Source organism: Pseudomonas sp. PvP009 (genome assembly GCF_017832995.1).
Taxonomy (GTDB): Bacteria; Pseudomonadota; Gammaproteobacteria; order Pseudomonadales; family Pseudomonadaceae; genus Aquipseudomonas; species Aquipseudomonas syringae.
In genome coordinates this window covers 3,195,428-3,207,302 of record NZ_JAFIBG010000001.1, presented here as the reverse complement: position 1 = coordinate 3,207,302, position 11,875 = coordinate 3,195,428, and the positions used below count along the sequence as shown (strand labels likewise).

Sequence of the window (11,875 nt, the reverse complement as noted above, 5' to 3'; positions counted from 1 at the left end):
TAACAGACACTTGTTGTCGTTTATGAGCACGACACGACCTTTGCTCAGTAACTCAGTAACTCAGTAACCCAGGGTTTATAAATAGCGTCCTCCAAACTCGGTCATGGCATCCAGCATCGCGTCCTTGAAGTAAGCCAGCGAGGCCCGATCGAAGAGGATCTGGAAACAGGGTTCGGCATGCGCGCCGAGGTTGATGACGATTACATTGATGCGCGCCGCCGAGGTCTGCGCCACCGAACCTGGCGCAAAAGCGTTGGGACGCAGATCTACGCCACACAGCTTGGCCATCACCTCGGCGATACACGCGCCACTCAGTTGCAGCCAGGCATGGCTGTCTTCGCGAGGCAGCAGGTAATTGGCGCTGTGGTCCAGCTCCCAGCGAGCTTCTTCATCGGCGATGCGCTGCCCGTCATCAAGCGGGCTGCCCAGCAGCAGGTATTCGGTCTGCGAAAGGCGCGCGACATGGCTGCCGTCCGCCTGTGTGACGGCGCGGTTCGGTGCCTCGGGCAGGCTGAAACCGCGTGCCGTGAGGTAGTCAGCGCTTTGCGTGCCGCGAAATCCCACGCGTGGCCGATCTGTCAGGTCTTGCAGCGTGCACAAGGCGCGCGCGGTGGCGCCGACAGGGCTGTTCTGGATAAGGCTGGTCATGGGTCAGAGCTCCTGGCGCTGGTTTTCAGGGTCGAAGAAGGGCAGCTTCACGACGGTTGCCTGGACCACCACGCCATCTTCGACGCGGATCGGAATCTGCTGGCCGGGAGTGCTCTGGTCGAACGCGGCATAGGCCATGCCAATGATCATGCCCAGGGTCGAGGAGTACTCGCAGGACGTCACGTTGCCACTGATGTCCGGGCCCTTGAGCACCAGATGGCCCTCAAGCGGCAGCGGGCTGGCCTTGGGCAGGGTGAACCCAACCAGCTTGCGCTTCAGCGGCCGGGCTTCGAGGATGTCCACCGAGCGGCGGCCGACGAAGAACGGCTTGCTGCGGCTGACGGCCCAACCCATGTCGATCTCGGCCGGATGCGTCATGCCGTCGGTGTCCTGGCTGATAATGACGTGGCCTTTTTCCAGACGTAACAGGCGTTGCGTTTCGACGCCGAACGGACGCATGTCGAAGGCCTTGCCAGCCTCGACAAGTGCATCCCAGAGCCTGAGCGCGTGACGAGCGGGAACGTGGATCTCGTAGCCCAGTTCACCTACAAAGCCGACCCGCAACAGCCGCGCCTTGATGCCGGCAACCGTGCCCAGTCGCACGCCAAGATAAGGGAAACCCTCGGCAGACAGATCAAGGTCGGTACAGACCTGCTCCAGCACCCTGCGCGAATCCGGACCTGCCACGTTGACCGCAGCAATGGCCGCCGTGACATTGGTGATGTCCACGTTCAGACGCCATTGGGCATTCCACTTGAGCATCTGCTGATAAATGCGATCCACACCGCTGGTGGTGGCAGTGACGTAGAAATGCTGTTCGGCAAAGCGCGCGCAAACGCCGTCGTCGATGACCACGCCTTGCTCGTTGGTCATCAGCGCGTAACGCGAACGCCCGACCGGCTGTTTGAGAAAGGCGAAGGTATACAGGCGGTTGAGCAGCTCGGCGGCATCGGGGCCGCGCACGTCCAGGCCGCCGAGTGTCGACACGTCGATGATGCCGACCTTGTTGCGCACGTGCAGTGCTTCCTGCTGCATGCAGGCATCGGGTTGCGAGGGTTTGCCATAGAACGCGGGACGCTGCCAGATCCCGGCCGGCATCATCTTCGCACCTGCCTGCAGATGACGCTGGTGCATGGGCGTCTGCCGATACGGATCGAAGGCACGGCCTGCAACGTGTGCCAGCTTCTCTGCCTCGAAGGGCGGACGGGCCGTGGTCACGCCGGTTTCACTGATACTGCGCTGGGTCGACGCGGCCACCAGTCGTGCGGTCGGCAGTGCCGAATGACGGCCTTGTGACGGGCCCATGCCCACCGTGGAATAGCGTTTTACCAACTGGATGTCGCGATAGCCGATGCGCGTGGCATTGACGATATCGCGCACCTGAAGGTCTTCGTCGAAATCGACGAAATCCTTGCCGTCAGGGTGCGGGAAGATCGGCCAGGCGAAGTTGACCTGCGCTTCGCTGCGCAGCGCGGCAGGTGTGTCAGCCGATGCCAGGCCAAGTGCCGAGACCACGCTGGCGGCGGCATGCGCCGCATCGGCCAGTACGTTGTCCAGCGCGTGGTAACCGTTGACCGAGCCTGCGATGCTCAGGTTCTGTGGCAGGCTACTGATGGCGAATTCGGCCTGTTGATCGTCATAGGCCAGCTTGCCGCCGGCCTGACACAACAACTGGTAGACCGGCATGTAGCCGCCGGACATGCACAGCAGGTCGCAGTCGACATGCGAACCGCTGTTCGCCACCTGACCCTGGCCGGTGATCTTGCGCAGCTCGGCGCCGCTCACATGGCGCATGCCTTTCTCATGCAGTGCTTCATAGACCGTTGTGTTCACGTGGCAGACGATGCCGCGCTTCTCCAGCGCAAGCCGCAGCGTGCGGTCCGACGGGCTGCTGCGCATATCGGCAACCGCGACCACGTCGACGCCCTGATCGTACAAATCCAGTGCGGCGAGGTAACCGTCATCATTTCCGGTCAGCACCACCGCGCGTTTGCCGGGCTTGACGGCGTACAACTTGATCAGGCGCTGTACGGCGCTGGTCAGCATCACGCCGGGGAGGTCGTTGTTACGGAAAATCACCGGCTGATCGAACGAGCCGCTGCACACCAGACAGTGCGTGGCGCGTACCTTGTACAAACGCTTGCCCTGAATCACCGGCAGGTAGTTGTCGGTGAACCAGGCATTGCAGGTCGCTTGCTTGAGCACCTCGATATTGTCATGTGCTTCTACCGCAGCGACCAGCTCACGCCGCAGCTGTTCGGCACGCAGGCCTTCGACATCAAAGCGGGCATACGCCAGCGAACCGCCGAGGATCGGCTGCTGTTCGATCAGCAATACCTTGGCGCCGGCATTGGCAGCACTCAGTGCTGCCTGCAAGCCGGCAGGTCCCGCGCCGATCACCGCCAGATCCGTGAACAGGTAGGCCTTGTCGTAGTACTCGGGCTGGAAGGTCAGGTCCAGCACGCCAAGGCCGGCCTTCTTGCGAATGATCGGTTCCCAGACTTTCCACATGCCCTTGGGCTTGTAGAAAGAACGGTAGTAGAAACCCACCGGCATGAACTTCGAGAACTTGCCCAGGTACGCGTCCCGGTCGTTGTCCAGCGAGCCGCTGAAGTTCTGCCCGGTGGCCTGCAACCCTTCCTGCAGCGCAACGGTGTCGGCCATTACGTTGGGCTCGTGAGGCAACTGGATCAGGCTGTTGGCGTCCTGTCCGGCCATGGTCAGCGGACCGCGCGGGCGGTGGTACTTGAATGACCGTGAAAGCAGGAAGCGACCGTTGGCCAGCAGCGCACTGGCAATACTGTCGCCCTGCAGGCCCTGATAGGTTTTGCCATCGAAGCTGAACGTGAGCGGCCGGGTGCGATCGATCAGCAGGCCCATGGGCGCGGGCAGGCGGGCGGGGGTGGTCATCCTGCGATCTCCTTGGAGGCGAGAGGGGCGAAGTCGATACGTGCGGTAAATAGTTCGCGTGGATCGAAGGTGCGGATGATCTCGTCGCTGCCGGTGTGGCGCTCGGCCAGGAACCAGTAGCTGGAGGGATTGTGCATCCACCACTCGCGCACCACGCCCAGCGTGTCCTCACTGTTGAACACGTAATCGGCCCACTCGGCGTCGCTGCAGGTTTGCGGGTCGGGCATGTGTTTGAATTCCCCGCCGTAGGTGAACTCGCTGATGTTGCGCGGCCCGTTGAGCGGGCAGGTCATGATTTTCATGTGTCGCTCTCCGTCAGTGGCTGGCCGCTGTTGCGCCCATTTCGTTGACTTGCTGAAAGGTCGAGAAGCGTTCGAGCGCGAACGGCTTGATCAACTCGGGTACCTTGCCGCCGCTGGCCACCAGTTCGGCCATGGTCTTGCCGCAGATCGGCGTGGCCTTGAAGCCCCAGGTGCCCCAGCCCGCATCCAGGTAGTAATTCCTGACCGGGGAGAGGCCCATGATCGGGCTGTAGTCCGGGGTCATGTCGGTGATCCCGGCCCATTGGCGCATCAGTTTGGCGTTCGCCAGAAACGGAAACATCTCGATGGCGTGGGCCAGCAGGCTTTCCTTGAGGTCCAGCGTCGAGCGGCTGTTGAACAACGGGTAGGGATCAGAGCCACCGCCAAACACCACTTCGCCACGGCTGGTCTGCTGCACATAGCAGTGCAGGGCGGACGAACTCACCAGCGGGTCAAGAAAGGGTTTGAAGGGTTGAGTGACCATCGCTTGCAGCGGGAAAGTCTGGATCGGCGAACGAATCCCGGCCTTCTTCATCATCTGCGAACTCATACCTGCCACCGCCTGCACGGCGCAACCGCACTGGATGGTGCCGCGATTGGTCTTCACCGCCTTAATGGTGCCGTTCTCGATCACCAGTTCCTGCACGTCGGTCAGTTGATGAATTTCCACTCCGCGCTTGGCCGCCTGCTTGGCGTAGCCCCAGGCAACCGCGTCATGCCGGGCGGTGCCGCCGTCGATGTGCCACAGGCCGGCGAGTACCGGCAGATGGCCGGGGTCCAGATTGAGACTCGGCACCAGTTCGCGGATCTGCTGGCGGTCGATCATCTCGGTGCGGCCGCCGAAATGCTTGTTGACCTCGGCGCGCTGGCGGAACGACCGGACCGTGGCGTCGGTATGCGCGAGGGTCAGTTGGCCGCGCTCGGAGTACATGATGTTGAAGTCGAACTCGTTGGACAGGCCCTGAAACATCTTCACCGACTCGGCATAGAACTTCACGCCTTCGCTGGTCAGGTAATTGGAGCGGATCACCGCCGTGTTGCGCGCTGTATTGCCGCCGCCCAGGTAACCTTTTTCCAGCACGGCAATATTGGTGATGCCGTGGTATTTCGACAGGTAGTAGGCGGTAGCCAGGCCATGCCCGCCGCCGCCGATGATCACCACGTCGTAGGAGGACTTCAGTTCCTTGGGCGCAGGCAGATCTACCTCGACCGGGTACTCCGAGCTGAGCCCGTATTTCAACAGGTTGAAAGGCATACGGCCTCCGATTGGCTGCGTTGCGCGTGGGCCTGCTGCCGGGCAGCAGTCACGGTGTTTTTCATCAGAAAAGCGATGGTCATCGGCCCGACCCCGCCGGGAACGGGCGTGATGGCAGCAGCGACTTCGATAGCGCTGTCGAAATCCACATCGCCCACCAGGCGATTACGGCCGTGGTCCTCGATGCGATTGATACCGACGTCGATCACCACCGCGCCGCGCTTGAGCCAGCTGGCATCGATCAGGCGCGGACGGCCCACCGCCGCCACGACGATGTCGGCCAACTGGCACAAGGCCCTGGCGTCGTGACTGCGCGAATGCACCACCGTCACCGAGCAATGCGCTTGCAGCAGCAGGGCGGCCATGGGTTTGCCGACGATGTTGGAACGACCGATCACCACCGCATGCTTGCCGCTTAGATCGCCGCAGGTTTCTTCGAGCAAGTGCAGGCAGCCGCTGGGCGTGCAGGGCGTCAGTACGTTACGTCCCTGACTCAGGCCTCCGACGTTTTCACTGTGAAAGCCGTCTACGTCCTTGCCCGGACCGATAGCCTGCAAGACGCGGTTTTCTTCTAGGTGAGCGGGCAAGGGCAGTTGCAGGAGAATGCCGTTTACCGTGTTGTCGGCGTTCAATTCGGCAATCAACGCCAGTAAGCGCGCCTGGCTGCTGTCGGCCGGCAGTCGGTGCTCCAGCGAGCGAATGCCGGCTTCCTCGGCGCGCAGGATCTTGTTGCGTACGTAGACCTCACTGGCCGCGTCGTTACCGACCAGGATTACGGCCAGCGCCGGTTCGATGCCTTCGGCCTTCAAGGTGTTCACATCGTGTTTGACCTGTTGCAGAACGCGAGCGGCGGCGGCCTTGCCGTCGATGATGTGTGCGCTCATCGGAACACCACCGTTCGATCCGTGTTGAGAAACACGCGGTGCTCCAGGTGGTACTTGACTGCCCGCGACAGCGCGATGGTTTCGTTATTGCGTCCCGCCGCGACCAGGTCGGCAGGCAGGTAGACGTGATCGACGCGCTGCACTTCCTGCTCGATGATCGGACCTTCATCCAGGTCGCTGGTGACGTAGTGCGCGGTGGCGCCGATCAGCTTCACGCCGCGCTCGTAAGCCTGATGGTAGGGCTTGGCGCCCTTGAAACCCGGCAGAAACGAGTGATGGATATTGATCGCCCGGCCCGCCAGTTGCTGGCACAGGTCGTCGGAGAGAATCTGCATGTAGCGCGCCAGCACCACCAGCTCGGTGCCGGTTTCATCGACCACCTTCATCAGCGCGGCTTCCTGCGCAGCCTTGGTTTCCCTGGTCACGGGCAGGTAGATGAAGCGAATACCCTCACGTTCGGCCATCGGTCGCAAATCCAGGTGATTGGAGACGATGGCGGTGATGGTCATGTCCATTTCGCCCTTGTGGTAGCGGTACAGCAGGTCGGTCAGGCAGTGATCGAACTTGCTGACCATCAGCAGCACACGCATCGGCCGGCGCGTGTCGTGCAGTTCCCACTGCATGGCAAAGTCGTTGGCCACAGCGTCGAAGCCGGCTTTCAATTGCTGGATGTCGCCCTCATGACCATCGTTGAAACGAAACACTGCGCGCATGAAAAAAGTGCCGCTGTACTCATCGTCGAACTGGGCCATTTCACCGATGTAGCAGCTGTTGCCAGCCAGGTAGGAAGTCACCGCCGCGACAATGCCGGAGGTCGCCGGGCAGCTGATCTTCAGGATGAAATGGTTCTTCTCGTGTTGCATGGCGTGTCCTCTGAAGGGTGGTGGCAGTTTGGCGCAGGGCGAAAAAGGTCAGATGCAGAGGGTCTGGTTAGCGAATAAAATTCTCTACAGGAATTTAATATTCTTAAAGGCTGTTTTATAGGCGAAAGGAAATCCAGCGTCCAGAGGTTTCTGGAAACTTTGTTTACTAAAGGGAATATGGAGGGGCGAAGCAGCCGGGAGAGCGGAGCTCAGGCTCACGCTCCTGAAGACAGAAAACGCCTGCAGCAGGCGTTTTCCGGAAGCAGGAAGGAGGTTTACTCGTGATGCGCCTCACCAACAAACGTAAGGGAAGTAAACAAGCCGCGTTCGGCGATGTCGGCGTTGTCCTTGACCGGCAGCGTGACCTCGGCCGCGATGATGTTCAGCCCCTCGTTACGCACGATGACGCTGGCCAGACCTTGTGCATCGGTTTCGGCGCTGACGACATCCGGTGCACTGCGGTAATCGCCGATCAGCTTGATACCGGCGGCGGGTTTGCCGTCGATCAGTACGCGCACCGGCAGTGGTTTGCCTGCGCCGACTTTCAAGGGGTCGGTCTGCGGCACGATCACGAAATTCAGTTTGTTGAACGTTGGCAGGTGCGCGCCTTCGGCGTAAATGGCCACGCTGTATTTGAAGGTGTGGATGGAGTCGGTGCCGTTGGGCACCTTGCTGCGGCCCTCGTTGATCCATTGCTTCTCGGCGTTGCGCGTCCACATGCCGTTATCCAGCGCAACGCTCATGACCGCAGGCGGCTTGAGCGGCACCAGACGCGCGTGGTCTTCAAGGCGTTGTACCGTCACCGGGATCATTTTGCCCTGCAGGTCGTAGGCCCATGCGCCGCTGACTTTCTGCGCCTTGAAGGCGTTGTCTTCGGCGCCATGACCGTAGACCACTTCGATATTGCCGCGACGCTGTTCGGTCCACAGACCGTGCGCATTGACGTGACTGGCGAACAGAGCGCCGAGTAGGCCCAGGGCCAGGAAAGGTTTGCTTGAAAGCATGATGCGTCCTTGTTGTTGTGAACGGAGTGTATTGATCCGGGTTGTCATGGGCGTCAGAGGTTGAGGGTCAGGCTCACCGTAACGTTGCGCGGTTCGCCAGGCGCGACCCAGTAATTGCTGTAGGAGCGCTCGTAGTATTTTTCATCGAAAATGTTGTTCAGGTTCAGACCCACCGTGACGTTGTCGCTGGCTTTGTAATGCGCCAGCAGGTCTACGGTCTGGTAGGCCGGCAGTTCGAAGTCAGAGCCCGACTGCCCCGAGCGGTCGCCGACGTAGGTGTACGCAGCGCCCACGTCCGAGCCGCGCAATGCGCCTTCCTGGAACTCATAGACGCCCAGCAGGCTGCCGCTGTGTTTGGCGACACCGAGGATGCGACTGCCGGTGGGGATGCTCTGGTCGCCCTTGGTCACTTCGGCGTCAATGTAGGCGAAGGCACCGATGACCCGAATGGCTTCGCTGACCTGCCCGGTAAATTGCAGATCCAAGCCCTGGCTGCGAGCCTTGCCCACTGCACGATTGGTGTCGGTGCCCGGATCCAGCGCGAGAACGTTTTCCTTTTCGATATGAAAGGCGGCGAGGGTGGTGCTCAGGCGATCGTCGAACAGTTCGCTCTTGATCCCGACTTCGTAGCCGACGCCTTCTTCCGGGTCGAAGGTTCTGCCGGCGGCATCCAGGCCATTGTTGGGCTTGAACGAGGTGGAGGCGTTGGCGAACAGGCCGACCTGCGGTGTGAGTTGATAAAGCAACCCGGCGCGCTGAGTGAAAGCGTCCTGGCGCTGCCCGGAGGTGGCGTTGGTGGTGAAATCATCGACCTGCTGATCGAAGTGCTCGTAGCGTGCCCCGATCATGCCGCGCAGCTTGTCGGTAAAGACAATCTGGTCCTGCAGGTTCAGCGCACGGCTTTCGACATGCTCGTAAAAATCAGTACCGGAGCGTGCGCCAGCAGGTTTCGGTTGGCCGTAGACCGGGTTGTAGATGTCGATGGCGTAGGGGCTGCCGGCGATGGTCGTGACGCGTTCGTTCTTGCGATAGTTCTCGTACTCGGTGCCGATCAGCACCTCGTGCTCGACCCCCATGCCATCGAAACGGCCGCGTAACTCTAACTGGGTGATGCTGTCATGCCAATTATTGTCGCGCTCCCGATAACGCCGATTGACGGTGTGCCCGTCGGCGTTCAGCGGGCGCGCCTCGCTGGCAAAACCCGACATCTCGCCCTGCTTGTAATGGCTGGCCAGACGCAGCGACCACACATCGTTGAGCTGGTGGTCCAGCGCAAACTGGACCATGTTGTTGTCGTTATCGATGTCATCGTCCGGCTCGCCGAGGAAGGTCGAACGCGACACGCCACTCCACTTGTTGTTGGGGGCGACCACGCCTCGGTCGAAAGTCGATGTGTGGCGCACGAACTCGGTTTCCACCAGCAGACGGGTGTCAGGGTTCAATTGCCAGCTGAAGGACGGGGCGACAAACACCCGTTTGCTTTCTACATGGTCACGAAAGCTGTTGTTGTCTTCGACGGCCAGATTGACCCGCGACAGTAGATTGCCTTCTTCATCCAGCGGCGTGTTGACGTCCAGCGCGGTGCGATAGCGATCCCAACTGCCTGCGCTGGTCTGCAAGGTGGTAAAGGCTTCACGCTGGGGTTTCTTGGTGACGATGTTGACCGTGCCGCCCGGATCGCCACGCCCGTACAGGCTGGCGGCGGGGCCTTTCAGCACTTCGATGCGTTCGATGTTTGCGGCATCCGGCGTGGCAGGGTAGCCGCGGTTGGCGCTGAAGCCGTCCTTGTAGAATTCGGACGTGGTAAAGCCGCGGATGCTGTACTCGTAAAGCGTCAGACCGCCGAAGTTATTCTGCTTCGATACGCCCCCGGCAAAATCCAGCGCGCGCTCGACATTGTTGCTGCCGAGGTCCTTGAGCACTGAGGCAGGTACGACGCTGATCGACTGCGGGATATCCGCGATGGCAGTGTCGGTTTTGGTGGCCGTGGCCGAGCGGGTGGCGCGGTAGCCCTGGATCGGGCTGGTCGCCGTTTCGTACTGATAGTCGGAAGTGACGTTGACGCTTTCCAGTTCAATGGTCTGCGGCTGTTCCTGCCCATAGCTGTTGCTGCCCAATACCCCGATTGCCAAGCCTGCCAGAGACGCGATTCTACGAGACGACATGTGAGACTTCCTGATAGTAATTGATACAATATAACATCTCCGTTGAGAATTGTTTGCGATTGTGAGCTCATTCAGTCGCGCTTCGAGCGCTTTGAGCGCTGGAAAATGTTGAAGGGATGGCAGGGATTCAAACTTCCGGTACTCGGGAGACCTGAGGAAACTCTGAAAAAGCCCCGAGTTTCTGGTGAAATACCTGCCTGACATGAACACAACGGTCCCCCCTATGACAAAGCTGTCCTTCGCCGATGCCGAATACGCCGGGAAACGTAAGCAGCCCCGTCGAGAGCGCTTCCTGATTGAAATGGATCAGGTGGTACCATGGAAAGGTCTGATCGCCTGACTGAGCCGCATTACCCAAAGGGCCAAGGTGGGCATCCGGCCTGTCCGCTGATGGCAATGTTGCGGATTCATCTGATGCAAAAATGGTTCGGCTACAGCGATCCAGCCATGGAAGAATCACTCTACTAGACCACGATCCTGCGGCAATTTGCAGGACTGCACCTGGATCGAATTCCTGACGAAACCACGATCCTCAACTTTCGTCTTTTGTTGGAAGATCATGAGTTGGCCGGCGGTATTTTGCAGGTCATCGTCGATCAGTTGCTGCATGGTGAGGAGCCTATGTCATCGGTGATGCTGGCCTTATACGAAAGTCCGGTTTCGCGAGCTGGCTAAAAATAGCGCGCAACAGGCAACGTTATTTGCCTTGTCGAACCTTTGGATGATGCGAAAGCGGTTGCTGGCTATGGGAGAGGCGCGCCTGTAATGCGGAAAAACGCCTTGAAAAGGTGCTGTTTGAGGGGAAATCGATGAGCTAACGACGGAAAAAGTCTGATGATCTGATCGAACAAGTTTTTTTTGGATATTAGTCTAAGAAAGCATCAAAAATCAATGCCTACTTCAGAACTTTCCTGAAAGGTAAAAAAATAAAAGCCTGTATATAAAAGCGATCTAATCATAGCAGCGTGATCAGATCGCTAAATGCATAAAACATGCAGCCTTGAAACCAGGTGATAGTCCTGATGCCAATCAGCGTTATTTAATTAATGTCTTTACTATTCAGGAACCCCAACATTGTAGTAGAGTTCGTCGGAGACGCCTGCGGGGAAAAGTCCGTTAAGCTGGTCGTATCTTAAATCATCTGTATAAAATCCTTTCCAGGAAGTATGGCTCAGAGGAAAGTCCGTCCAATAATTCCAATCAGTGCCAGACTGATCTTTTCTAATTGTGAAATGGCCCTCGGGGCCATCACTGTTTGCCAAGAGATACACAGCGGCATATTGTTTCAGTTCGCTAATACTAATAAAGTTGTCGCCTGCTCTGGAGCCAGATCCGTCCTTTTTTTCGCATGATAGTTTTGCTCTCAATGTCCTGATACCGCTCCTGCCTTTGATATCGATGCTGGGAGCTGGTTTGTATTCGGTAGTCCTGTCGTCTGCGTCCATGCTTGTAAATCTCCGTTCAAGTTGAGTAAAGGTGACTCTTGTTAGAGAGTAGACCGTGTGAGGCGGTAGAAAAAAGAGTTTTTATAACTTTTATTCATTCGTAATAGGGATGGATGCAAAAAAATCAGAATGCTTTTTTATGATGAGACGCGCTCAGGTTATTCCTTTTTTTGATATGTCTATTGCGTTGGCAGGGATACACCACAGGTTCAGTTGAGTCACTAGGCTCTGTACGAAAAGTCGGCGAGCGAATGTCAGGCGAGGCAAAAACAGGCGAGGAACGGCCGGGGTCGCGTTCGACTCTACGTGTTGTAAATGAGCATTCCGATTGGACTCGCATCCGAGCCTGTTTTTAACGAAGCATCACCGAGCGCAGCCACTTTTCGTACAGAGCCTAAG

Annotated in this window: 9 protein-coding genes and 1 pseudogene; 1 reads left to right on the top strand and 9 read right to left on the bottom strand. The window is 58.8% G+C overall.

Annotated elements, in window-relative coordinates; genetic code table 11:
• Positions 1 to 75: 75 nt before the first annotated feature.
• The 8 genes from JOE29_RS13655 to JOE29_RS13620 form a co-directional block, all read right to left on the bottom strand.
• Positions 76 to 648 carry a sarcosine oxidase gene (locus JOE29_RS13655; protein ID WP_044311509.1) on the bottom strand — a complete coding sequence of 191 codons (573 nt, stop codon included), beginning with the start codon at positions 646 to 648 and terminating at the stop codon, positions 76 to 78.
• Between the two features lie 3 nt (positions 649 to 651).
• Positions 652 to 3,558, bottom strand: coding sequence for a 2Fe-2S iron-sulfur cluster-binding protein (locus JOE29_RS13650; protein WP_210079609.1), 2,907 nt, complete (start codon positions 3,556 to 3,558; stop codon positions 652 to 654).
• Positions 3,555 to 3,860, bottom strand: coding sequence for a sarcosine oxidase subunit delta (locus JOE29_RS13645; protein WP_003396121.1), 306 nt, complete (start codon positions 3,858 to 3,860; stop codon positions 3,555 to 3,557). Before JOE29_RS13645 ends, JOE29_RS13650 begins: the two co-directional genes overlap by 4 nt.
• 13 nt (positions 3,861 to 3,873) lie before the next feature.
• A complete protein-coding gene (locus JOE29_RS13640) occupies positions 3,874 to 5,115 on the bottom strand; it encodes an FAD-dependent oxidoreductase (protein ID WP_058444962.1) in 1,242 nt (413 codons plus the stop codon).
• Positions 5,097 to 5,999 (bottom strand): bifunctional methylenetetrahydrofolate dehydrogenase/methenyltetrahydrofolate cyclohydrolase FolD, encoded by a 903-nt coding sequence (gene folD, locus JOE29_RS13635; protein ID WP_057406140.1) that lies wholly within the window; start codon positions 5,997 to 5,999, stop codon positions 5,097 to 5,099. The genes JOE29_RS13640 and folD overlap by 19 nt, the downstream gene beginning before the upstream one ends.
• Positions 5,996 to 6,862, bottom strand: coding sequence for a formyltetrahydrofolate deformylase (gene purU / locus JOE29_RS13630; RefSeq protein WP_003346974.1), 867 nt, complete (start codon positions 6,860 to 6,862; stop codon positions 5,996 to 5,998). The genes folD and purU overlap by 4 nt, the downstream gene beginning before the upstream one ends.
• 275 nt (positions 6,863 to 7,137) lie before the next feature.
• Entirely contained in the window at positions 7,138 to 7,866 is a 729-nt protein-coding gene (locus JOE29_RS13625) for a DUF4198 domain-containing protein (protein WP_003396117.1), read from the bottom strand.
• A 53-nt stretch (positions 7,867 to 7,919) separates the two neighbouring features.
• Positions 7,920 to 10,031: a TonB-dependent siderophore receptor gene (locus JOE29_RS13620; RefSeq protein ID WP_044311506.1), complete on the bottom strand. Its 2,112-nt coding sequence runs from the start codon at positions 10,029 to 10,031 to the stop codon at positions 7,920 to 7,922.
• A gap of 223 nt (positions 10,032 to 10,254) precedes the next feature.
• On the opposite strand from JOE29_RS13620, the pseudogene JOE29_RS13615 reads away from it, so the two are divergent.
• A pseudogene (locus JOE29_RS13615) lies at positions 10,255 to 10,797 on the top strand (transposase).
• A gap of 289 nt (positions 10,798 to 11,086) precedes the next feature.
• On the opposite strand, the gene JOE29_RS13610 reads toward JOE29_RS13615, so the two are convergent.
• On the bottom strand, positions 11,087 to 11,476 hold the full coding sequence (locus JOE29_RS13610) for a hypothetical protein (RefSeq protein WP_044311505.1): 390 nt from the start codon (positions 11,474 to 11,476) through the stop codon (positions 11,087 to 11,089).
• Positions 11,477 to 11,875 lie beyond the last annotated feature (399 nt).

Excerpts from the sequence above, each read along its gene's own strand:
- JOE29_RS13655 (WP_044311509.1), bottom strand. The coding sequence starts at position 648 with ATGACCAGCCTTATCCAGAACAGCCCTGTCGGCGCCACCGCGCGCGCC.
- JOE29_RS13650 (WP_210079609.1), bottom strand. The coding sequence starts at position 3,558 with ATGACCACCCCCGCCCGCCTGCCCGCGCCCATGGGCCTGCTGATCGAT.
- JOE29_RS13645 (WP_003396121.1), bottom strand. The coding sequence starts at position 3,860 with ATGAAAATCATGACCTGCCCGCTCAACGGGCCGCGCAACATCAGCGAG.
- JOE29_RS13640 (WP_058444962.1), bottom strand. The coding sequence starts at position 5,115 with ATGCCTTTCAACCTGTTGAAATACGGGCTCAGCTCGGAGTACCCGGTC.
- folD (WP_057406140.1), bottom strand. The coding sequence starts at position 5,999 with ATGAGCGCACACATCATCGACGGCAAGGCCGCCGCCGCTCGCGTTCTG.
- purU (WP_003346974.1), bottom strand. The coding sequence starts at position 6,862 with ATGCAACACGAGAAGAACCATTTCATCCTGAAGATCAGCTGCCCGGCG.
- JOE29_RS13625 (WP_003396117.1), bottom strand. The coding sequence starts at position 7,866 with ATGCTTTCAAGCAAACCTTTCCTGGCCCTGGGCCTACTCGGCGCTCTG.
- JOE29_RS13620 (WP_044311506.1), bottom strand. The coding sequence starts at position 10,031 with ATGTCGTCTCGTAGAATCGCGTCTCTGGCAGGCTTGGCAATCGGGGTA.
- JOE29_RS13610 (WP_044311505.1), bottom strand. The coding sequence starts at position 11,476 with ATGGACGCAGACGACAGGACTACCGAATACAAACCAGCTCCCAGCATC.